Source organism: Diaphorobacter sp. MNS-0, from assembly GCF_019602835.1.
Classification (GTDB): domain Bacteria; phylum Pseudomonadota; class Gammaproteobacteria; order Burkholderiales; family Burkholderiaceae_C; genus Diaphorobacter; species Diaphorobacter nitroreducens.
In genome coordinates, this window is the sequence record NZ_CP080761.1 from 1,098,195 (window position 1) to 1,119,761 (window position 21,567).

Here is a 21,567-nt window from a genome sequence, read left to right on the forward strand (position 1 = left end):
GATGCAAGGGGCGGGACACCGCTCAGCGCGCCTTGGCGGTCGGTGCGGGCAGGGCGGGCAGGGCGGGCAGGGCAGGCGATATGGCGCCGTGCGTCTGCACGAAGCTCAGCGTGGTCACGTAGCTCGCTTCGCCATAGGGCTGGCCCAGGTGCTCGCCGGGGGTCTTGTCGGTGTGTTGGACCTCGGCCACGTACTGGCCCTGCCATGGCAGGGCAAAGCGCACCGTGCCGTCTTCGCCGGTGGTGGCCTCGCGCGACCAGCCGGAGGGCGCCACCAGCGTCACCTTGGCCTTGGGCAGCGGGGCGCCCTGGAACACCACGCGCAGCGTGCCGTCCTGCCCCGTGGGCACCAGGTCCAGGGGCGTGGCGGCGTCCACCGGCTGCGCCAGGCTGGACACCCAGCGCGCCGCGGGGCGCCACAGCAGCGGTGGACGCTGCGTCTTGCTGCGGTCGATGAGCGGGTACGGAGCTTCCGCCCAGAGCGTGTCCGCGGCGCTTTGCGGCGCATAGACGAAGGCGGTGGGCGTGCGGCGGCCTTCGGTCGACCGCGCGCCGGCCTGGCGTAGCACAGGCACTGCGGTGAATTTGTCCAACAGGCCCGGCGAGGTCTCGCGCAGGTTATCGGCGTATTCACCGAAGTGCAGGCGCGTCTCGTTCGGTGCCTGCTCCAGCCAGACCTGGTGGGCCTGCGCAGCGCCGCCGGCCAGCAGCAGCGCACCGGCCAGCCGCGCGAGGGGGTGTCGAGGGATGAGGGACATGGGCGTGTTCTCCTGTGAATGGATGGATGTATGCGAGGAATGGCGTTTGCTATTGAATGAATAGCTGTCAGCGCTTTACAGATAAGCGCTGTGGCAGGTTTTTATGTGGAGTACAGGCAGGCGCATGAAGGCTCTCGCAAGGGCGCCCCGGGGCGCCTTGTGGATAACGCTGGCTGCCTGCGCCAGCCGGGCGGCTGGCGTGGGTGGCTCTGAAAGAAGTGCGTGTGCGTCGGCACACCGGCCCGCGATGCGGGCCATGCGGGCTCAGCCCGGCCCCGCGCCGGCGCAGCCCGTGGCCGCGGCCCCTACGAACAGCGCGGCCAGCAAGGCCGCCACGCCGGCGGTGGGCAGCCAGCGTGGCCGCCAGGTGGCCAGCGCCGTGGCGGCCAGCGCTGCCAGCGAGAGGGCTACGCTCCACCACACCAGGCCCATGGGCACGGTCGGGGCCGGCCGTCCCACGGCATGGGCCAGGGCCGCTGCCAGCAGTACCCAGCCCACGCCACGCAGGCGCTGCAGCGTGGGGGCGGTGGCGGATCGGCGCAGCGCGTCCTCGTGGTGCCGATCCATGCCCAGGGCCATGGCGCACCAGCCGGCCAGGCACAACAACAGTTCCGTCATCTCAGGCTCCCGCGCGGTGGCCGCGCGTGGCCGACAGATGTGCCTGCACGGTCGCTGGGGGCCTTGCGCTGGCGGGCGCCCGCAGCGGCCGCAGCCGGTAGGCCAGCGCCAGCAGCAACGCGCCGGTGGCGAGGAATGCCAGGTCCATGCCCGCCAAAACCCAGTCGCGGGCTGGCAGGCTGACGCCCAGGTGCGCGTGCGTGGTGGCTGCGTTCAGCAGCGGCAGCAGCGCCCAGAGCGCCCCGGCCAGTGCCAGCAGGGCGCACCAGCCGCGCCGGCCCGGCGAGACGGCCGCGAGCAGCAGCGCTAGCGCCCATGCGCTGAAGAAACAGGCCAGCTCCGCATCGGCCCGCGCCGCCCAGTGCAGCGGCAGCAGCCGGTTGGCAGCGAGGTAGACCGCCAAAGCCAGCGGCAGGCCGGCCAGCGCCGCCAGGTTGAGGCTGGCCACCAGCCGCTCGCCAAAGAGCAGGCGCTGGGGCTGCCCGGCATGGGGACGCCGTGCCTGCGCTTGGCGCTTGACAGTCCACAGCACCAGGCCGGTGGCGATCATCAGGCTGCCCAGCACGCCGAAGCCGAACAGGGCCCAGCGCAGGCCGGGACCTGCGAACCGTGCAAGGTGCAGGCCGTAGAGCACGCCATAGGTCTGCCGTGCCGCGCCGGCGGGGGCGGCTTCGTGCAGCAACTGGCCACTGGCGCCATCGAACCACAGGCGTTCGGGACCGTACTGCAGGCGGTCGCCGTCATGGCGCGTGACCTCCAGGCGCACATCGCCGCCGGGGTCGCGCTGCGCGCGCAGGCGCTGCACGCGCCCTCCCTGCCAGTGGGCCTGGGCCTGCTGCATGGCAGCGGCCACGGCCAGCGGTGGCAGGGGCGCGGGCGGACCGGCCTGGGCGGTGCCCGCGCTGCGCGGGGCGTCCCCCTGCAGTTCTGCGAAGTAGCTGGCCGTGTCGGTGCCGCGTGCGCCGGGATACACGGCGGCAATGCCCGCCGGCAGGTACAGCGAGTGAAAGATCATGAGTCCGCTGAAGGTGATCACCAGGTAGAACGGCAGCGCCAGCACGCCGCTGACGTTGTGCGCATCCAGCCATGCACGCTGGCCGCCCTTGGCGGGGCGAAAGGTGAAGAAGTCCTTGAAGATGCGCCGGTGCGTGACCACGCCGGTGAGCAGCGCCACGAACATCAGCAGCGTGGCCACGCCCACGATCCAGCGCCCTTGCAGCACCCAGCGGCCCTGGTGCGCAGTGCGCAACTCGAAATGGAAGCGGTAGAAGAAGTCTCCCCCCGCCGTGGCCCGTGGCGTGAGGATGTCGCCGGTGGCGGGGTGCACCAGCAGGGCCTGGAAGCGCTCGCGCGGCCCCGCGTGCCACAGCAGCGACACCTCGGGCTGGCGCTCGTCGGGCAGGCGCATGATCCACTGGGTGGCCTGCGGTGCGTGCTGCCGCAGGGCGGCCAGGGCGCGCTCGGCGACGGCTGCCGCGTCATCTGCCTTGGCGGGCGGCAAGGCATGGAGTTCGGGGCGCATCCAGTGGTTGAACTCGGGCTTGAAATACGACAGCGTGCCCGTCACGAAGATGGCAAACAGCAGCCAGCCCAGCAGCAGCCCCGCCCAGGTGTGCAGCCAGGCCATGGCCTGGCGAAAGCCCTCGCGTGCGGGGGCGCGGGATGCGTCGGCGGGCGGGCTCATGCGGCACCCGCCAGCCATTGCGGCACCTGGGCGGCCAGCCCCAGCAGCATCGCAGGGCCCAGCACGCCGCACCAGGCCTGCCAGGCCGTGCGCGCAAAGAAAACCCAGGCGATGGCCAACGCATAGACCAGCCACGCCAGCAAGGTGGCGGCCAGCACGGCGTCCACGCGGGTGCTGCGTTGTGCCAGGGCCAGCGCGGCCGCAGCCGTGAAGGCCGCCGTGAGCGCATAGCCTCCCGCCACCGCGGCCAGTGTGCGCGAGGCCACGGCGAGCCGGTAGCGCCACAACGGTTGCGTGGGCCTCATCGGACTCCCTCCTGTGCCGCGAGGGAGCGGGACGGCCGCACGGCGGCCGAGGCCTCGCCGTTGAACAGGGGCGGAGCGGCGTCGAGGCGCAACGTCAAGGCGGAGCAGGTGCGGATCACGGATTACTTAAGATATGTCATGAGAACGATTCGCATTTAAGTATAGGTGAGGAATGCCTGCGTACGTGAAGGCCGTCCGCCGTTGCGATGCGTGCGCGCGACAGGTGCCGCTGCGCGTGCACCACAGGCAGGCCCAGGCGCGGCGCCGGCTTGGCCGTGCACCGCAAAACGGGCTGTAACGTTGCGGAAGCGTCCGCGTGAGCGTCAGCCGCGCTCAACCGGCCGGCCGGGGTCGCTGCACCACTCGCTCCAGCTGCCGGCAAACAGGGCCGTGGGACCCAGGCCCGCGATTTCCATGGCCAGCAGGTTGGGCAGGGCACTCACGCCGCTGCCGCATTGATGGACGACGGTGGCGGGGTCGCGGCCATCCAGCAGGGTGGTGAACTCGGCACGCAGCTGCTCCGGGCTTTTGAAGTGGCCGTCCGTTCCCAGGTTCAGGCCGAAGGGGCGGTTGAGTGCGCCGGGGATGTGGCCCGCCACGGGATCCAGCGGCTCCACCTCGCCCCGGTAGCGCGGTGTGGCGCGCGCGTCGACCACCGTCTGGCCGGGCTGACCCAGTTGCGCCAGCACCTCCTGCGCGCTCACCAGCCGGCGCAGCGGCGCCTGCAGCCGAAAGTGCGACTGGAAACGCGCCGGCTCGTCGCCGCTGGCCACCGCGCCGCCGGCGGCCTGCCAGGCCTGCAGCCCGCCGTCGAGCACGGCCACGGCATCATGCCCCGCCCACTTGAGCATCCACCACAGGCGGCCGCAGTAGTTGGCGCCGTTGCGGTCGTACACCACGGCCTGCATGTCATTGGCAAAGCCGATGTCCGAGAGCCAGGTCGCAAATCGCTCGCGGTTGGGCAGCGGGTGGCGCCCGCCCGATGCGGGCTCGTCCGCCGCCGAGGCCACGACCGTGCCGCCCGCGCCGGGGGCGCCATGGCGGGCGCTCAGGTGCTTGTCCAGGTCGGCGTGGAAGGCGCCGGGGATGTGCGCCTCGCGGTATTGGCTGGCGCCCAGGGTGGGTTGGGTGAGGTCGAAGCTGCAGTCGAACACCATCAGCGGCTGGCCGCTGTGCAGGAGGGACTGCAGTTCAGGAACGGAGATCAGCGTGGTGTAGGGCATGGTCGGGCTCTGTGCGTATCGATCAGGCCCCATTGTCGTGGCGTTGGGCGCGCCAGCGCGTCAGTGTTCTTCGGCAGGCGTGTCCGGCGCGGCCCGGGCGCGCAGTACGGTGGCCGTGATGCCGCTGCCCACGATGAGCGCCATGCCCGCCCAGCCGATGAGCGGCAACTGGTCGCCGAACAGCGCCACGCCGTAGATGCTGGCGAAGACGATGCCCGAGTACTGCAGGTTGGCCACCACCAGCGTGCCGCGGGCGGTGAGGGCGCGCGAGTAGGCACGTGTCATGCACAACTGCCCGCCCGCGGCCAGCAGGCCCAGCGGCAGCAGCCACAGCGCGGGCCACCCGGGCCAGTCGGACATACCCGTGACCAGCATAGCCGCGCCGCCGGCTACGGCCGAGCCCACGGCGAAATAGAACACGGTGCGCGTCTCGGGCTCGCCCAGGCGCGACAGCGCCACCACCTGCATGTAGGCGAACGCGGCGGTCAGGCCCGAGCACAGGCCCACCAGGCCCGCGAAGGCCTGGTTGTCGTCGATGCTGGGGCGCAGCATCATGACCACGCCCGCGAACCCGACCAGCACGGTCAGCACCAAGGTCACTTGCAACGGCGGGCGCGGCTGCGCGCTGGAGGGGCGCCAGGCGAGCAGCGCGCCGCCGATCAGGAAGGCGGCGATCCACACGCTGCTCATGTAGTTGAGCGTCATCGCCGTGGGCAGGGGCAGGTAGGCGATGGCGTAGAACCACGCGCCCAGCGAAGTCACGCCGATCAGGCTCCGCCAGGCGTGCATGCCGGGGTAACGTGTGGCCAGCGCCACCTTTTGCGAGCGTGCCAGCGCCCAGAGGATGGCCATGCCGATGAAGCCGCGGTAGCAGACCAGTTCGGCCGCGTTGAAGTAGGCCGAGGCCATCTTCACGCAGACCCCCATGCTTGCGAACAGGAACGCCGCCAACACCATCCAGAGCGCTTGCATGGAAAACCTATGGGTATGAATAAAAATAGCTGCCAGCGCTTGTGTATCAAGCGCTGGCAGCTATTGTAATGGTAGCGTGGGGCGGCGGTGTGGGGCCTTAGCCGCGGGACACGGCGGCACCCATGCGACCGCGGTACCACTCGTGGAAGTGCTGCATGCCGTCCTCCATGGGGCTCTGGTAGGGGCCGACCTCGTTGTCGCCGCGTTCCATCAGGGCCTTGCGGCCCGCGTCCATGCGCTCGGCGATCTCGTCATCCTCGATGCAGGTTTCCATGTAGGCCGCACGCTGCGCCTCGACGAACTCGCGCTCGAAGGCGACGATTTCCTCGGGGTAGTAGAACTCCACCATGTTCAGCGTCTTGTCCACACCGATCGGGTGCAGCGTGCTGACGGTGAGCACGTGCGGATACCACTCCACCATGATGTGCGGGTAGTAGGTCAGCCAGATCGCGCCGCGCTCGGGCATCTTGCCTTCGCGATACTTCAGCAGCACCTCGTGCCACTTCTTGTACACGTCGGAGCCCGGCTTGCCGAACGTGGAAGCCACCCCCACGGTTTGCACGGAGTATTCCTTTTGGAACTCCCACTTCAGATCGTCACAGGTGACGAAGTTGCCCAGGCCCGGATGGAACGGACCCACGTGGTAGTCCTCCAGGTAGACCTCGATGAAGGTCTTCCAGTTGTAGTTGCACTCGTGCAGTTCCACATGGTCGAGCGCATAGCCCTCGAACGACAGCTCACGCTGCGTGCCCATGCCGGCCAGGTCGGCGGCGATGTCGCGACCGTTGTCCTCGAACAGCAGGCCGTTCCATTCGCGCAGCTTGTAGTTGTTGAGATTCAGGCAGGGGTCGTGCGCGAAATGCGGCGCGCCCAACAGCTCGCCGCTGGTGGAATACGTCCAGCGGTGAATCGGGCAGACGATGTTGCCGCCCGCATGGCCCTTGCCTTGGGCCTGCAGGTTGCCGCGGCCCTTGAGCATCACTGCCTGGCGGTGCCGGCAGACGTTGGAGATCAGCTCCACCCGCCCCTGGGCATTGCGCACGAGGGCGCGGCCCTCCTTTTCCTGGGGCAGCGCGAAGTAGTCGCCCACCTCGGGGACGGCGAGTTGGTGCCCCACGTAGCGGGGCCCTCGCTGGAAGATCGTCTCCAGTTCGCGCTGCAGCAGCGCTTCGTCGAAATAGCTGGAAACTGGTAGTTGGCTTGCGGCCTGCTGCAGTTGAAGACTTAAATCAGACATGGGTGACCTGACCTAAAGACTCCCCACAGGGAGGGTGCGCGTGCGCACGGGGCTATAGAAAAAACGAAACCGGCCCAGGGAAGTACTCCATAGCCGGTTCGTGGTGAAGGAATGGGATTATAGGTGGTGGGGTTATTTCCGCGGCGGGTGTACGTGTATTGCGCGCGCCTAGCAAGCCGCGTGCGGCGTCCGGGGCGGCGATCTCCCGCCGGCCGCGGGGGCATCCCCGCGGCCTTCGCCGGGTAGGCGCGGGGCCCTGCGCCTAAAATTGGCCGTTTCCACTTGCGCCCTTGGCGCTGCGTCTCCATGGCCAAGGCCCCCGCCGCCCCTTCATCCACCCAGCCCGATCCCGTCAGCTACGAAGCCGCACTGGAAGAGCTTGAGCAGCTCGTGGGCCGCATCGAGTCGGGCCAGCTGCCGCTGGACCAGATGCTGGCGGGCTACCAGCGGGGCGCGGTGTTGCTGAACTTCTGCCGCGCGCGCCTGGACGCGGTACAGGACCAGATCAAGGTGCTGGACGAAGGCACGCTGCAGCCATGGACGCAGGAGTGACGCCCGCCATGTCCGCCGTACCTGTGTTCGACTTCGATGGCTGGATGCGCGCGCAGCTTGCGCGGGTCGAGGACGCCCTGTCCCACTGGGTGTGCCCCGATGCGCCCGCAGGCCTGGGCGAGGCCATGCGCTATGCCGTGCTGGATGGCGGCAAGCGCCTGCGCCCGCTGCTGGTGCTGGCCGCTTGCGAGGCCGTCGGTGGAAACGCGCAGGCCGCCCTGCGCGCCGCCTGCGCGGTGGAGCTGATCCACGCCTATTCGCTGGTGCATGACGACATGCCCTGCATGGACAACGATGTGATGCGCCGCGGCAAGCCCACGGTGCATGTGCGCTTTGGCGAAGCGCGTGCACTGCTGGCGGGCGACGCACTGCAGGCGCTGGCATTTGAGCTGCTCACACCCGAGGAGGGGGTACCGCCGGCCATGCAGGCGCGGCTGTGCCGTGAGCTGGCCCGCGCCGCAGGTGCCGACGGCATGGCCGGCGGGCAGGCCATCGACTTGGCCAGCGTGGGCCTGCAGCTGTCTGAAGACCAGTTGCGTCAGATGCATCGCCTGAAGACGGGCGCGCTGCTGCAGGCCAGCGTGGTGATGGGCGCGGTCTGCGGCCAGACCCCGGAGGGCACGCTGCGCGCGCTGAGCGACTACGGCGCAGCCATGGGGCTGGCCTTCCAGGTGGTGGACGACGTGCTGGACGTGACCCAGGACTCCGCCACACTGGGCAAGACCGCCGGCAAGGACGCCGCGAGCGACAAGCCGACCTATGTCTCGCTGATGGGGCTGGAGGCCGCGCGCGCGCATGCCGAAGCCCTGCGCGCGCAGGCACTGGCGGCGTTGGCCGCCAGCGGCCTGACCGACACGCGGGCGTTGGCGGCGTTGGCCGACATGGTGGTGCGCCGTTCGCATTGATGATGGGCAAGGCTGCGCATGGCGGGGCTGGTGTCTTTTTATGAATCAAATTGGCCTCTAGCGCTTGTTCATCAAGCGCTAGCAGCTACTAAAAACATAGCATATGTCCACGACGAACTATCCGCTGCTTGAGCGCGTGAACGATCCCGCCGACCTGCGCCGGCTGCCCCGTGCCGAGCTCAAGGCACTGGCTACGGAGCTGCGCGCCTTCGTGCTGGAGAGCGTGTCCAAGACCGGCGGGCATCTGTCGTCCAACCTGGGCACGGTGGAGCTGACCGTGGCGCTGCACGCCGTGTTCGACACGCCGCGCGACCGGCTGGTGTGGGACGTGGGCCACCAGACCTACCCGCACAAAATCCTGACCGGGCGGCGCGACCGCATGCCCTCGCTGCGCCAGCTGGGCGGCCTGTCGGGCTTTCCGCAGCGCGCCGAGAGCGAATACGACACCTTTGGCACCGCGCACTCGTCCACCAGCATCTCCGCGGCGCTGGGCATGGCGCTGGCGGCCAAGCAGCGCGGCGACGAACGCCGCTGTGTAGCCATCATCGGCGACGGCGCCATGACCGCCGGCATGGCCTTCGAGGCGCTGAATAACGCCGGCGTGGCCGACGCCAACCTGCTGGTGATCCTGAACGACAACGACATGAGCATCAGCCCGCCCGTGGGCGCGCTGAACCGCTACCTGGCGCAGCTCATGAGCGGACAGTTCTACGCCAAGGCACGCGACGTGGGCAAGAGCGTGCTCAAGAACGCGCCGCCGCTGCTGGAGCTGGCCAAGCGCCTGGAGCAGCAGGCCAAGGGCATGGTGGTGCCGGCCACGCTGTTCGAGAAGTTCGGCTTCAACTACATCGGCCCCATTGATGGGCACGATCTGGACTCGCTGATTCCTACGCTGGAAAACATCCGCGGCCTCAAGGGCCCGCAGTTCCTGCACGTGGTCACCAAGAAGGGCCAGGGCTACAAGCTGGCCGAGGCCGACCCGGTGGCCTACCACGGCCCGGGCAAGTTCGATCCGCGCGTGGGCCTGGTGAAACCGGCCACGCCGCCCAAGCAGAGCTTCACGCAGGTCTTTGGCCAGTGGCTGTGCGACATGGCCGAGAAGGACGAGCGCCTGGTGGGTATCACGCCCGCCATGCGCGAGGGGTCGGGCATGGTGGAGTTCCACCAGCGCTTTCCCGAGCGCTACTACGACGTGGGCATCGCCGAGCAGCACGCCGTGACCTTTGCCGCCGGTATGGCGTGCGAGGGGGTGAAGCCGGTGGTGGCGATCTACTCGACCTTCCTGCAGCGCGCCTATGACCAGCTCATCCACGACGTGGCGCTGCAGAACCTGCCCGTGGTGTTTGCCCTGGACCGTGCGGGCCTGGTGGGTGCGGACGGCGCCACGCACGCCGGCGCGTATGACATCGCCTTCGTGCGCTGCATTCCGAACATGAGCATGGCCTGCCCGGCCGACGAGCGCGAATGCCGCCAACTGCTCACCACCGCCTACGAGCAAGACCACCCTGTGGCCGTGCGTTACCCGCGCGGCGCGGGCGTGGGCGTGGCGCCGCTGCCCGATCTGGAGGGGCTGCCCTTCGGCAAGGGCGAGGTGCGTCGCAAGGGCCGGCGCATTGCCATCCTGGCTTTCGGCACGCTGCTGTACCCGGCGCTGCAGGCGGCCGAGGCGCTGGACGCTACGGTGGTGAACATGCGCTGGGCCAAGCCGCTGGATACGCAGCTGCTGCTTCAGGTGGCAGCGGAGCACGATGCGCTGGTCACCGTCGAGGAGGGCTGCATCATGGGCGGCGCCGGCAGTGCCGTGGCCGAGGCGCTGGCCGCCGCAGGCGTGCAGCGCCCCTTGCTGCAACTGGGCCTGCCCGACGCGTTCATCGAGCATGGCGACCCGGCCAAGCTGCTGGCCCTGCAGGGGCTGGACGCCGCTGGCATGCAGCGCTCCATCACCGAGCGCTTCGGCGCATTGCCGGGCGAGCAGGCGCTGGCAGCGGCCTGACGCGCTTTCCTTCCCTTCACAACAATGCAGTCACCCCGCGGCAGCGTGCCGCTGGGATGCGTCGCGGCGCCTGTGCCGCCCATCGCGGAGGCCTGCGCTGCTCCTTGCCCGGCCGAGTAATACGCGCCATTCGCGGATTTTTCAGGGGAAACCCGCAACGGGGCCGGCAACCCGCGTTTTTACAATTTACCTCCGCTCATCGGCGGGATTCAGCGGCGCGTACACTCAACCGCGTTACTGTTTGTTTGCTTCATCATTTCGGAGAATTTGTCCATGGATCGTCGCTCAATCATCAAGCAGGCCGGTTTGGCTGGCGTACTCGCAGCCGGGGTTGCACCCGCAGTGCATGCCCAGGCCGCCGTTCGCTGGCGCCTTGCCTCCAGCTTCCCCAAGTCGCTGGACACGATCTTTGGCAGTGCAGAAAAATTGTCCCAGGCCGTCAAGGCGATGTCGGGCGGCAAGTTCGAGATCTCGGTGCACCCCGCCGGCGAGCTGATGCCCGCGTTTGGCGTGGTGGATGCGCTGCAGGGCGACACCATCGATATGGCCCAGACGGCCGCCTACTACTTCACCGGCAAGGACCCCGTGTTCGCCTTCAGCTGCGCCGTGCCCTTCGGCCTGACCACGCTGCAGATGGCCGCCTGGAAGGACCACGGCAACGGCCGCAAGTACCTGGATGCCTTCTTCGAGAAGTACAACTTCAAGACCGCCAGCGCCGGCAACACCACCACCCAGATGGGCGGCTGGTACCGCAAGGAAATCAAGACCGTCGCTGACCTCAAGGGCCTGAAGATGCGCCTGGGCGGCGGCGTGTTCGGCGAGGCCATGGCCAAGCTGGGCGTGGTGGCGCAGAACATGCCCGCCGGCGACGTGTACCAGGCGCTCGAGAAGGGCACGCTGGACGCCGTGGAGTTCGTTGGCCCGTACGACGATGAAAAGCTGGGCTTCAACAAGGTGGCGCCGTACTACTACTATCCCGGCTGGTGGGAAGGCTCCGCTGATCTGGAGTTCTTCATCAACATCAAGAAGTACAACGCCCTGTCGCCCGAGCACAAGGCGATCCTGGACGCAGCCACCCGCGTGGCCGCTGCCGACATGACCGCCAAGTACCAGGTGTTCAATCCGCGCGCCATCAAGAACCTGGTGGCCAACAAGACGCAGCTCAAGGCGTTCCCCAAGGCGATCATGGACGCCGGCTTCAAGGCGTCGATGGAAGTGTTTGCCGAGCACGAGGCCAAGTCGCCCGAGTTCAAGAAGATCCACCAGGACATGCGCGCCTTCCAGCGTGACCAGATCCTGTGGAACCGCTTCTCGGAGTTCCCGTTCAACCAGTACATGAACAGTGTGAAGATCTGATCGCGTGGCGGGCTGCTGCCCTTGCGGCGGCGGCTTGCGACCAATCCAACGAGGCCGCAGTTCCCTGCGGCTTTTTTTGTTGCCCGCGCAAACTAAAAAAGCCCCGGCGTACCGGGGCTTTTTAGTGGGGTTGAGACGGCTTACTTGCTGCCCGAGCCCATGGCGTCCTGCAGCGCCTTGGCTGGGTCGTCCGAGCCGTAGCCGCCGTCGGCAGGGGGTGCCAACTCGCCCTCCGGTGCCGGTGCCGGGGCCTGCTCGGCGTCTGGAGCGGGCTGCGATGCGAACGGGTCGTTGCCTGGCGCACCGTAGCTCTCCGCATCCTGGAGCGCATCCATCATTTGCGCGCCCACCGCTTCCATGTTCACTTCCACCTTTTTGTCCAGGCTGCCCGTCACCAGGGACGGGAAGGTGATGAGCAGGCTCACCATGATCAGCTGGATCAGGACGAAGGGAATGGCGCCCTTGTAGATCTGCATGGTGGTCACGGGCTGGATGGCCTTGTGCGTCACCCGGTCGATGTAGGGCTTGTCCGGGGCCACCGAGCGCAGGAAGAATAGCGCGAAGCCGAAAGGCGGGTGCATGAACGAGGTCTGCATGTTCATCGCCAGCAGCACGCCGAACCAGATCAGATCGATGCCCATCTTGTCGGCGACGGGTCCCAGCAGCGGCACCACGATGAAGGACAGCTCGAAGTAGTCCAGGAAGAACGCCAGAAAGAAGATCATGAGGTTCACCACGATCAGGAAGCCCACCTGTCCGCCGGGCAGGCTGGCCAGCAGGTGCTCCACCCACTTCGGGCCGTCGGCCGCCTGGAACACCAGGCTGAACGTGGTGGCGCCGATCATGATGAACATCACGAAGCTGGCCAGGCGCGTAGTGGCGCCCAGCGCCTGCTTGAGCAGGGGCATGTCCAGGCGCCGGCGCGCGAAGCCCATGACCAGCGCCGCCATGGCACCCATGGCGCCGCCTTCGGTCGGTGTGGCAATGCCCAGGAAGATGGTGCCCAGCACCAGGAAGATCAGCAGCAGTGGCGGAATCAGCACGAAGGTCACGCGCTCGGCCAGACGGGAGAGCATGCCCAGCTTGAGCACGCGGTTGATGCTCGCGATGACGAACGCGATGAAGGTGCCGCCGCACATGGCGGTGACGACCTTCTCATCGGTCGGCACGTCCAGCACCTCGGTGCCTGTCCACCACGTATGCACGTCGGCCATGTGAGCGGCCAGGAAGATCGATGCTGCCGTGGAGATGCCCATCACGACGGCCAGCGAGGCATAGCCGGAGCTGCCATTGTCTTCACGGTAGATGCGCGCCTCGGGTGGCAGGGCGGGTACGGACTGGGGCTTGAAGATGGCCAGGATGACCACCCACAGCACGTAGAGGCCGACGAGGATGAAGGCGGGCACGAATGCACCCTTGTACATCTCGCCCACGCTGCGGCCGAGCTGGTCGGCCATCAGGATCAGCACCAGTGATGGGGGAATGATCTGGGCCAGGGTGCCGGATGCGGCAATCACACCGCTGGCGAGCCGCCGGTCGTAGCCGTAGCGCAGCATGATGGGCAGCGAGATCAGGCCCATGGAGATCACCGAGGCCGCCACCACACCGGTGGTGGCCGCCAGCAGCGCGCCCACGAAAACCACCGCCAGCGCCAGGCCGCCGCGCAAAGGGCCGAACACCTGGCCCACCGTGTCGAGCAGGTCCTCCGCCATGCCGCTGCGCTCCATGATCAGGCCCATGAGCGTGAAGAAGGGCACCGCCAGCAGCGTGTCGTTGGCCATGATGCCGATCAGGCGCTGCGGCAGCCAGGCCATCACGGACGAAGGAAAGACCCCCAGCTCGATCCCCAGGAAGCCGAACAGCAGGCCGCAGGCGCCCAGGCTGAACGCCACGGGGAAGCCCAGCAGCAGGAAGATGATCAGGCCCCCGAACATGACGGGGGCGTAATTGCTTGTGATGAATTCCATGAAATGCTTTCCTGGGGCAGATCAGCGTTGCGCGGCGGGAACGGCGGACAGGGCCTGCTCCTGCTTTCTCTCAGCTTCGGCGCGCAGCGCCTCGGCCAGTTCTTCTTCAGCGCTCTTGTCGCTGAGCTTGCCCATGGGATCGGGCCCCTGGCCACGCAGGAAAGCGATGCGCTTGATGAGTTCGGACCAGCCCTGCAGCATCAGCAGCGTGATACCGACGGGAATCGCCACCCATACGGGCCAGCGGATCAGGCCGCCAGGATTGCCGGACACTTCACCCGACTGGTACATCTGGATCACGACCGGCATGCTCAGGTACAGGATGGTGATGCACAGCGGGGTGAGAAAGAGCGCAAAGCCGACGATGTCGATCCACACCTGCACCTTCTTGGGCAAGCGGCTGTTGACCACGTCGATGCGCACGTGCTCGCGGTTGAGCAGCGTCCAGCCGGCGGCGATCAGGAAAGACCATGCGAACAGGTACCACTGCACTTCCAGAAAGGCGTTGGAACTCGTGTCGAACGCCTTGCGCACGATGGCGTTGGCGGCACTGATGAAAGTGGATGCGAAGATGAGCCAGATTGAATACTTGCCCACGAACGCGTTGAGCCTGTCGATGGCCCGCGACAGTGAAAGTAAAGCCTGCATGGTGTCTCCAAGAAGATGGCTGGGTGCGCGTGTCTGTCCGCACGCGGGGTGGGGCATGGGTCAGATCGATTTGCAGAACGCTGACGCTGCCGTCGGTAGGCAGGGCACGGTCGGCGGCGCCGCGCACACGTCCTTACAAAGGTGACATTCTACGAAGTCACGCAGCCTCGCCAGGTAAAGGGTTTAGCCTGCCCCCGCAGGGGCAGGGGCGTTGCGCTGCTATGAAAATGGGAGAAAACGGCGCACGCAATAGCGCAGGCGGTCCACGCGCTGCCGCACGAAGGGCGACGCATCGCCCGTGCGTCGCCAGGGGGGGGATCGGGCTTTCAGTCGCCCATGACCACGCCTTCGCGCCGCGGGTCCGCTCCGCCCAGCCACATGGGTTTGCCATGCACTTCGCTGCGCGTAATGGCCTGCAGGCCACTGGTCATGTTCATCTCGCGCACTTCCGCGCCGCGTGCGCGCAGGTTGTCGATCGTGGTGGAGGTGAAGCGCTTTTCCTCCAGCAGGGTGGGGCCGTTGAGGTTGCCGAAGTTGGGCAGATTGATCGCCTGCTGCGGCGTCAGGCCCCAGTTGAAGATCCCGTAGATCGTCTTGGCGGTGTAGTGGATGATGAGCGCGCCGCCCGGGCTGCCTCCGCTCATCAGCAGACGCCCGGACGCCTTGTCAAACACCAGTGTGGGCGCCATGGACGAGCGGGGACGCTTGCCCGGCTCGACGCGGTTGGCGATGGGGCGGCCCTGGGCGTCGCGCGGCGCAAAGCTGAAGTCGGTCAGTTCGTTGTTGAGTAGGAAGCCCCCGCTGCGCGCGCTGCTGGTGCTGACCATCTGGCGGGAGCCGAACTGGTCTTCGATGGTGGTGGTCATGGCGACGGCATTGCCCCGGGCATCGACGACGCTGATGTGGCTGGTGCCGTATTCCGGCTGGTCGGGCATGGGCGCCATGCTGGTCTGCGCCCCGCCGGGGGTTCCGGGCTGGGCCACCTTCATGCTCTGCGGCTGGATGAGGCGTGCGCGGCTGGCGAGGTAGGCCGGCTCCAGCAGGCTCATCCAGCTGCCGGCAGGGGGGCGCACGAAATCGGGGTCGGCCACGTATTGCGCGCGGTCGGCGAAGGCCAGGCGGGCGGCTTCGTTGTACAGATAGAGCCAGTCGGCCGTGGGCAGCGGGCCCAGCGGGTCGGCGGAACCTTGGGGGCCCTCCTGCAACGGCATGGTCGTGGCATCGGTGTTCTTCAGGATGCCCAGGATCTGCGCCACGGCAATGGCGCCGGAACTGGGCGGCGGAAAGCCGCAGACGCGATAGGCTTTAGCGCCGATCTGGTAGTCGGAGCACAAGGCCTCCCGTTTCTTGGGCTGATAGCCTGCCAAGTCGGCCAGGCTGAGCCCGCCGGGATTGCCTGCGTGGCCCTGGACCTTGGCCACGATGGCCTGGGCCACTTCCCCTTCCAGCAGCGCCTTGGAGCCGTTCCTGGCTATGGCACGCAGCACGCTCGCCAGCTCAGGATTCTTGAGCGTGTGCCCCACGGGCCAGGGTTGGCCGGCGGCATCGAAGAAATAGGCACGCGCCACGGGGTCCTGCGCGAGGAACTTCTCATTGGCCAGCAAGGTGTGCAGGCGCGCACTGACCTTGAAGCCCTGTTCCGCCAACTGGATGGCGGGCTCGAACAGTGTGGCCCAGGCAAGCTTGCCGTGTTCCTTGTGGGCCTGCTCCAGCATGCGCACCGTACCCGGCACGCCGACCGAGCGCCCGCCCACCACAGCGTCATGGAAGGCCATGGGCTTGCCATTGGCGCCAATGAACAGGTTCTCCGTGGCGGCCGCGGGGGCGGTCTCGCGCCCGTCGTAGGCCTCGACCTTGCTGCCAGCCGCGTGCAGCAGGAACGCGCCGCCGCCGATGCCACTGGACTGCGGTTCCACGAGGGTAAGCACCATCTGTACCGCGATGGCCGCATCCAGCGCCGAGCCGCCTGCCTTCAGCACCTGGTAGCCGGCGTCGGTCGCCAGCGGATTGGCGGCTGCCACCGCGAAGCGCTCGGTAGCCCAGCCGGGCTTCTCCGTGTAGCCGGAAGAGCCCTCGGGCTGTTGCGGCACCTGGTAGTGGAATGCGGCGGGGGGGCTGGAGCAGGCCGCCAGCGTCACCACCGCGAGGGCGGCGACGACAGAGGCGGTCATACGTTGGGCGCGCAGGTACGGTCGCATCGGGGTCTCCTTGGTGGTGGCGTGATCCGGGCCATCGTACTGGGCAGAAAGGTCACACGCTCCCGCTGTTACATGCTGGTACGCTGCTGTTGGCAGGTGGTGGATAAGTGTCATGCAGGATGGCGAAAATAGTTACGTTTTGACATACTCCGCGCACCCACTGGATCACGGCGCACCACGCGTCTGTGACGCATCTTGCACCGCCCCCCGAAGCACGGGGCTGATGGAGGTTTCCTTGAAAAGCTCCCCCGACGTGTGGCTGCTCGCTCGGCCCCTTGGCAAGCCTGACGGCCATGCCTGAGCGCAAGGAACGGCTGGCTGTTCTGCGCGATTCGCTGCGCGACCCCCAGGGCCGGTGGCTGCGGGGCGCCGTATGGGTGCTCGTGCTGGCGGCGCTGGGTGCCTGGCTGGCAGTGGAAGCGATCGCGCTGGTGCGCTCGGAACAGCGCCAACACGAACGCAATCAGCTGCTGGAAGGCATGGAGCAGACGCTGCTGGGCGAGAGCAGCAACGGCCCGCTGCTGGGAATGGTTACCTTGCTTGGCTTGAGCGAGCCGTCACTCAAGGCTGCCGCGCAGGGCTTTCTGCCCTACGATGCGCCGCCGGTGCTGGCGCGCCTGGGCGTCATCCGCGGCCGCTTCATGGTGGATGGCGCCTACGTGATCGCGCGCGACGGCACGGTGGTAGCGCATGACACCGCCGGTAACCGCACGACCGGTGCGCAGCTGGGACATCGGCCCTATTTTCAGCAGGCCCTGCAGGGCAATGCGTCCGTATATGCCGCCCTGGGCGGCACGTCGCAGGAGCGCGGCCTCTATTACGCAGCGCCGCTGTATGAGAGCGATACCCCGTCCAGTCCCGTCATCGGTGTGGTTACCGTCAAGGTGGGGTTCTCCCATTTCGACCGCCTGCTCACGCGGGCGGGGCATCCCGTGCTGCTGATGTCGCCGCAGGGCGTGGTGTTCTCTTCCACCCGTCCGGAGTGGCTCTACGCCATGGCCGCGCCCCTGACGCAGGAACGCATCGACGCGGTGCGCAGCACGCGCCAGTTTGGCAGCCGTTTCGACAACGGGCTGGTGTCGGCCCTGCCGTTTTCCATCGACTCCCGCGAAGCGCTGATCGACGGCGTGCGCTATGCCGTGGGCCGCCGCGCCGTGGACTGGGAGGACCCTGCGGGCCCCTGGCAGCTGGTGTTGCTGGACGACATGAGTGCCATCATGCCCATGGGGTTGCGCTGGATGGTGGGAGGGGGCGCGTTCGCGCTCTTCGCGCTCGTGGGTGCCATGGCGCTGGACGCGCTGCGCAACCGGCGCCGCCTGGCGGAGAGCATGCAGCGCTTTTCCGTGCTGGGCGCGGCACTGGAGAACAGCCCCATTTCCATCGTCATCACCGATGCGGAAGGGGTGATCGCGTGGGTCAATCCCCAGTACGAACGCAACACCGGCTACACGCTGGGCGAAGTGCGCGGGCGCAAGCCATCGATAGCCGCCAGCGAACACACGCCCGCCGGTACTTACCGGGACATGTGGAGCCGGTTGCTGGCCGGCCATTCCTGGCGCGGACGCTTCGTGAACCGGCGCCGGGACGGCACCCTGTACCACGAGGAAGCCACGCTGTCGCCGGTGTTCGACGCCAAGGGCCGGCGCATCGCGATCGTGGGGCTGCAGCAGGACGTGACCGCGCGTATCGAGGCGGCGCAGGAACTGGAGCGGCGTGAGCGCCGCCTGAGCGAACTGCTGGAACAACAGACAGCGCTTTTTGACAACGCGCCGCCCATCGTGCTCGTCTGCGACGGGCAGATACGGCAGTTCAACCGCGCCCTGGCGGAACTGCTGCGCTCCTTGGACGATGCCCTGGCGGGAACCCCGGTACAGGAGCTGTTCGCAGGCGAGGCCGGCTACGGCGCCTTCACCGCACGGACCGTTCCCATGCTTCTGGCCGGTGGCTCGGTGCGCGAGCAGGCCGTGCTGCGGCGTCCGGACGGCACGTCGTTCACGGCGCGCATGGCGGGCCGCGGGCTGAAGATGGAAGGCGTGCAGATCGCATCGCTGTGGGTGATCGAGGACGTGACCGAGGCGCAGCGCGCCGAGGCTGCCACGCGCGAAGCCAACGCGCGGCTGGAGCTGGCGCAGGAGGCGGGGCACATCGGCGTGTTCGACTACAACCTGCTGACGCAGCGCATGGTGTGGTCGCCCCAACTGGAGCAGCTGTATGGCGCGGCGTCGCTGCCGGCGCAAAAGGACGGGCATGCCGCAGAGAGACCGTTCCAGGCGTGGGTGGATGTGATCCATCCCGAAGACCGTGCGCGCGTGCAAGGCCTGCTGGCGCAGGCACAGGCCGGCCAGGGCGGCGGCCGTCTGCGCGATTCCTGGCGCATCGTGCGCGCCGATGGCAGTACGCGCTGGATCCTGTGTACCGCGCGCGTGGTGCGCGACGAAGCAGGACAGGCCGCGCGCATCATCGGCGTGCAGGTGGATGTGCATGACCAGAAGATGTTGGAGGCGCGCGTGGCCGAGCAGCTCGCCTTCCAGCAGGCGCTGATCGATGCCATTCCGGTGCCGCTCTTCTACAAAGACGCGCAGGGGCGCTACCTGGGTTTCAACCGGGCCTATGTCCAGGCCTTCGACATCCATACGGAAGACTTCATCGGCAAGACGGTGCTGGACCTGGAGTTCCTGCCTTTGCTGGAGCGCGAACGCCTGCACGCGGATACCGAGGCCGCGCTGCGGGGCGCGCAGTCCGTGCACCGCGAGGTGGCCATGCCGTATGCCGATGGACTGGTGCACCACACGATGTTCTGGCTGCATGGGTTCAACCGCCCGGACGGCTCGGCGGGCGGAGTCATCGGCACCTTCGTGGACGTCTCCGACCGCCAGCGCGCCGAAGTGGAACTGCGCCGCGCCAAGGAACTGGCCGAGGAGACGGCGGCGCTCAAGTCGCGTTTCCTGGCCAACATGAGCCATGAGATCCGCACGCCGCTCAACGCGATCATCGGCATGTCGCACCTGGCCCTCAAGTCGGGGCTGGATGCGCGCCAAAGCGGCTACGTGGTGCGCATGCAGCAGGCGGGCCAGCATCTGCTGGGCGTGATCAACGACATCCTGGACTTCTCCAAGATCGAGGCCGGCAAGCTCGTGGTGGAGCGCAGCCCCTTCGCGCTGGACCGTATGCTGGAAGGCGTGGCCGACGTGGTGGGCTTCAAGGCGGCGGCCAAGGGGCTGGAGCTGGTGCTGGATGTGGCCCCCGACGTGCCGCAGCACTTGGTGGGCGACGCGTTGCGCCTGGGGCAGATCCTCATCAACTTTGCCAATAACGCCGTTAAGTTCACCGAGCAAGGAGAGATCCATCTGCTGGTGCGGCTGGAGCGCGACGAGGGCGCGCGCGTATGGCTGCGCTTCGAGGTGCGCGACACGGGCATCGGCATCGCGCCGCAGCAGATGCAGCGCTTGTTCCAGAGCTTTGAACAGGCGGACACGTCTACCACGCGCCGATACGGTGGGACCGGCTTGGGCCTGGCCATTAGCAAGAGCCTGGCCGAGTTGATGGGCGGTGAGGTAGGCGTGCGCAGCGAGCTGGGGCATGGCTCGGCCTTTTGGGTGACCGTGCCGCTGGAGCGTGGCGAGCCCCTGCCCCGTGCGCTGTTGCGCAGCGATTGGCGTGGCAGCCGGGTGCTGGTGGTGGACGACAACCACACCGCCGCCCAGGTGCTGGTGGACATGCTGCAGACCATGGGCCTGCAGGCCACGCAGGTGCACTCGGGCGTGCAGGCGCTGCAGGCACTGCGCGACGCGGTGGCCGAGCAGCGCCCCTACGGCCTGCTGCTGCTGGACTGGCACATGCCGGGCATGGACGGGATCGAGTTGGCGCGCCGCATTCGCGGACTGGGCCTTGCGCATATCCCGCAGATGTTGATGGTTACGGCGCACGGGCGCGACGATGTGATGGACGCCGCGCGCAGCGAGGGGATCGACAACGTGCTCGTCAAGCCGGTGAGCGCGTCGGTGTTGTTCGACACGCTCATGCAGCCGATGGCCCAGGCGTGGGACGTGCATCCGCTGCCGCGGTCTGCGTCCGGCGCCGCACCCGCCGTGCTGCGCGGCGCGGTGGTGCTGCTGGTGGAAGACAACGAGCTCAACCAGATCGTGGCGCAGGAGCTGCTGCGCGATGCGGGCATGCAAGTGGATGTGGCGTCCAACGGCCAGGAGGCCATCGCATGCATCGACCGGCGCCGGTACGACGCGGTGCTCATGGACATGCAGATGCCCGTGATGGATGGCGAAACGGCCACGCGGCAACTGCGTGCCGACCCACGCCACGCCGGCCTGCCGATCATCGCCATGACTGCCAATGCCATGCAGGCCGACCGGGAGCGCTGCTTTGCCGCGGGCATGAACGACCACGTGCCCAAGCCCATCGACCCCGACGTGCTGTGGGCCACGCTGGTGCGCTGGCTGTCGCCGCGCCCCGAGGCGGCGTCGCAGTCGCCCGCGCCCCCGGCGGACGCGCCGCTGGCACCTGCATTCGCGCCTGCCCTGCCACAGGGCGTGCCGGGTCTGGATACCGCGCTGGGCCTGAAGCGGGCTTCGGGTAAGCCGGGGCTGTACGCCGAACTGTTGCAGCGCTTCGCGCTGAGCCAGAGTGACGTCGTCCAGAACCTGCAGGCGGCCATACAGGCGGAGGACTGGGCACTGGCCGAGCGCACCGCGCACACGCTGCGCTCGGTGGCCGCCAACCTCGGTGCGCAGCCGGTGTCGCGGCATGCGCAGGCACTGGAGCAGGCGCTGCGCTCTCAGGCGCCGGCAGAAACGCTCCAGCCCCTGCTGGCGGTCCTGTCAGAGCATATGGCGCCTTTGCTGCAGGCGTTGGGTGCCTGGGCCCGGCAAGCTCCGGGCGCGGACGCTCGCGAGGCCACCGTGCCGCCGCAGACGCCCGTCCAGCTGCTGCGCGGGCTGCGTACGCTGCTGCGCGCGGACGACCCGGCCGCGGGCGACTACCTCCAGCGCAACGCGGCTGGGCTGGCAGCCTTGCTGGGTGCGGACTTCGATGCGCTGGAGCGCAGCGTGCGCAGCTTCGCCTATGACGACGCGCTGCGGCGGCTGGAGACATGCCCGGCGGCCCCGGAGGAATGACGCCCCATCCCACCAACTCTTTG

The 21,567-nt window shown here is 68.0% G+C and carries 15 protein-coding genes; 5 read left to right on the forward strand and 10 right to left on the reverse strand.

All coding sequences use genetic code 11. From position 1 onward, the window contains the following. Positions 1 to 22 precede the first annotated feature (22 nt). From K2L43_RS05290 to K2L43_RS05320, 7 genes are all read right to left on the reverse strand, one after another. Positions 23 to 757 carry a DUF4198 domain-containing protein gene (locus tag K2L43_RS05290; protein WP_220638642.1) on the reverse strand — a complete coding sequence of 245 codons (735 nt, stop codon included), beginning with the start codon at positions 755 to 757 and terminating at the stop codon, positions 23 to 25. Between the two features lie 264 nt (positions 758 to 1,021). Next, positions 1,022 to 1,375: a DUF3325 domain-containing protein gene (locus K2L43_RS05295; RefSeq protein ID WP_047349605.1), complete on the reverse strand. Its 354-nt coding sequence runs from the start codon at positions 1,373 to 1,375 to the stop codon at positions 1,022 to 1,024. Between the two features lies 1 nt (position 1,376). After that, positions 1,377 to 3,059: a PepSY domain-containing protein gene (locus tag K2L43_RS05300; protein WP_220638643.1), complete on the reverse strand. Its 1,683-nt coding sequence runs from the start codon at positions 3,057 to 3,059 to the stop codon at positions 1,377 to 1,379. Further along, a complete protein-coding gene (locus K2L43_RS05305) occupies positions 3,056 to 3,364 on the reverse strand; it encodes a DUF3649 domain-containing protein (RefSeq protein ID WP_047349607.1) in 309 nt (102 codons plus the stop codon). The genes K2L43_RS05300 and K2L43_RS05305 overlap by 4 nt, the downstream gene beginning before the upstream one ends. A gap of 323 nt (positions 3,365 to 3,687) precedes the next feature. Then, positions 3,688 to 4,587 (reverse strand): sulfurtransferase, encoded by a 900-nt coding sequence (locus tag K2L43_RS05310; RefSeq protein WP_041835920.1) that lies wholly within the window; start codon positions 4,585 to 4,587, stop codon positions 3,688 to 3,690. A 60-nt stretch (positions 4,588 to 4,647) separates the two neighbouring features. After that, positions 4,648 to 5,559 (reverse strand): DMT family transporter, encoded by a 912-nt coding sequence (locus K2L43_RS05315; protein WP_015912681.1) that lies wholly within the window; start codon positions 5,557 to 5,559, stop codon positions 4,648 to 4,650. Between the two features lie 97 nt (positions 5,560 to 5,656). Next, a complete protein-coding gene (locus tag K2L43_RS05320) occupies positions 5,657 to 6,796 on the reverse strand; it encodes an aromatic ring-hydroxylating dioxygenase subunit alpha (RefSeq protein WP_047349609.1) in 1,140 nt (379 codons plus the stop codon). A gap of 306 nt (positions 6,797 to 7,102) precedes the next feature. Here K2L43_RS05320 and xseB point away from each other — a divergent pair, with 306 nt between their 5' ends. The 4 genes from xseB to K2L43_RS05340 all read left to right on the forward strand — a co-directional run bounded on the left by xseB (position 7,103) and on the right by K2L43_RS05340 (position 11,602). Then, positions 7,103 to 7,348 carry an exodeoxyribonuclease VII small subunit gene (gene xseB, locus K2L43_RS05325; RefSeq protein ID WP_015912683.1) on the forward strand — a complete coding sequence of 82 codons (246 nt, stop codon included), beginning with the start codon at positions 7,103 to 7,105 and terminating at the stop codon, positions 7,346 to 7,348. A gap of 8 nt (positions 7,349 to 7,356) precedes the next feature. Further along, the gene (locus K2L43_RS05330; protein ID WP_252102258.1) at positions 7,357 to 8,253 is read left to right on the forward strand and encodes a polyprenyl synthetase family protein; all 897 of its coding nucleotides are present in this window, start codon (positions 7,357 to 7,359) and stop codon (positions 8,251 to 8,253) included. Between the two features lie 103 nt (positions 8,254 to 8,356). Beyond that, positions 8,357 to 10,246 carry a 1-deoxy-D-xylulose-5-phosphate synthase gene (gene dxs / locus K2L43_RS05335; protein ID WP_220638644.1) on the forward strand — a complete coding sequence of 630 codons (1,890 nt, stop codon included), beginning with the start codon at positions 8,357 to 8,359 and terminating at the stop codon, positions 10,244 to 10,246. Positions 10,247 to 10,519: 273 nt separating this feature from the next. Next, positions 10,520 to 11,602 (forward strand): TRAP transporter substrate-binding protein, encoded by a 1,083-nt coding sequence (locus K2L43_RS05340; RefSeq protein WP_011804476.1) that lies wholly within the window; start codon positions 10,520 to 10,522, stop codon positions 11,600 to 11,602. A gap of 140 nt (positions 11,603 to 11,742) precedes the next feature. On the opposite strand, the gene K2L43_RS05345 is transcribed toward K2L43_RS05340, so the two are convergent. The 3 genes from K2L43_RS05345 to K2L43_RS05355 form a co-directional block, all read right to left on the reverse strand. Further along, on the reverse strand, positions 11,743 to 13,569 hold the full coding sequence (locus K2L43_RS05345; protein WP_220638645.1) for a TRAP transporter large permease subunit: 1,827 nt from the start codon (positions 13,567 to 13,569) through the stop codon (positions 11,743 to 11,745). 21 nt (positions 13,570 to 13,590) lie between these two features. Next, complete coding sequence (locus K2L43_RS05350; protein ID WP_220638646.1) at positions 13,591 to 14,217, reverse strand: TRAP transporter small permease subunit; 627 nt, start codon at positions 14,215 to 14,217, stop codon at positions 13,591 to 13,593. Positions 14,218 to 14,543: 326 nt separating this feature from the next. Continuing rightward, positions 14,544 to 16,415, reverse strand: coding sequence for a gamma-glutamyltransferase family protein (locus K2L43_RS05355; protein ID WP_172206493.1), 1,872 nt, complete (start codon positions 16,413 to 16,415; stop codon positions 14,544 to 14,546). Between the two features lie 293 nt (positions 16,416 to 16,708). Between K2L43_RS05355 and K2L43_RS05360 the strand changes: the two genes are divergently transcribed. Then, the gene (locus K2L43_RS05360) at positions 16,709 to 21,544 is read left to right on the forward strand and encodes a response regulator (protein WP_220638647.1); all 4,836 of its coding nucleotides are present in this window, start codon (positions 16,709 to 16,711) and stop codon (positions 21,542 to 21,544) included. The last annotated feature ends 23 nt before the right edge of the window (positions 21,545 to 21,567 follow it).

What these genes read in the sequence shown, in the direction of transcription:
- K2L43_RS05330 (WP_252102258.1), top strand. Translation starts at nt 7,357, where the DNA reads ATGTCCGCCGTACCTGTGTTCGACTTCGATGGCTGGATGCGCGCGCAG.
- K2L43_RS05360 (WP_220638647.1), top strand. Translation starts at nt 16,709, where the DNA reads ATGCCTGAGCGCAAGGAACGGCTGGCTGTTCTGCGCGATTCGCTGCGC.
- K2L43_RS05340 (WP_011804476.1), top strand. Translation starts at nt 10,520, where the DNA reads ATGGATCGTCGCTCAATCATCAAGCAGGCCGGTTTGGCTGGCGTACTC.
- dxs (WP_220638644.1), top strand. Translation starts at nt 8,357, where the DNA reads ATGTCCACGACGAACTATCCGCTGCTTGAGCGCGTGAACGATCCCGCC.
- K2L43_RS05295 (WP_047349605.1), bottom strand. Translation starts at nt 1,375, where the DNA reads ATGACGGAACTGTTGTTGTGCCTGGCCGGCTGGTGCGCCATGGCCCTG.
- K2L43_RS05300 (WP_220638643.1), bottom strand. Translation starts at nt 3,059, where the DNA reads ATGAGCCCGCCCGCCGACGCATCCCGCGCCCCCGCACGCGAGGGCTTT.
- xseB (WP_015912683.1), top strand. Translation starts at nt 7,103, where the DNA reads ATGGCCAAGGCCCCCGCCGCCCCTTCATCCACCCAGCCCGATCCCGTC.
- K2L43_RS05305 (WP_047349607.1), bottom strand. Translation starts at nt 3,364, where the DNA reads ATGAGGCCCACGCAACCGTTGTGGCGCTACCGGCTCGCCGTGGCCTCG.
- K2L43_RS05355 (WP_172206493.1), bottom strand. Translation starts at nt 16,415, where the DNA reads ATGCGACCGTACCTGCGCGCCCAACGTATGACCGCCTCTGTCGTCGCC.
- K2L43_RS05350 (WP_220638646.1), bottom strand. Translation starts at nt 14,217, where the DNA reads ATGCAGGCTTTACTTTCACTGTCGCGGGCCATCGACAGGCTCAACGCG.
- K2L43_RS05315 (WP_015912681.1), bottom strand. Translation starts at nt 5,559, where the DNA reads ATGCAAGCGCTCTGGATGGTGTTGGCGGCGTTCCTGTTCGCAAGCATG.
- K2L43_RS05320 (WP_047349609.1), bottom strand. Translation starts at nt 6,796, where the DNA reads ATGTCTGATTTAAGTCTTCAACTGCAGCAGGCCGCAAGCCAACTACCA.
- K2L43_RS05310 (WP_041835920.1), bottom strand. Translation starts at nt 4,587, where the DNA reads ATGCCCTACACCACGCTGATCTCCGTTCCTGAACTGCAGTCCCTCCTG.
- K2L43_RS05345 (WP_220638645.1), bottom strand. Translation starts at nt 13,569, where the DNA reads ATGGAATTCATCACAAGCAATTACGCCCCCGTCATGTTCGGGGGCCTG.
- K2L43_RS05290 (WP_220638642.1), bottom strand. Translation starts at nt 757, where the DNA reads ATGTCCCTCATCCCTCGACACCCCCTCGCGCGGCTGGCCGGTGCGCTG.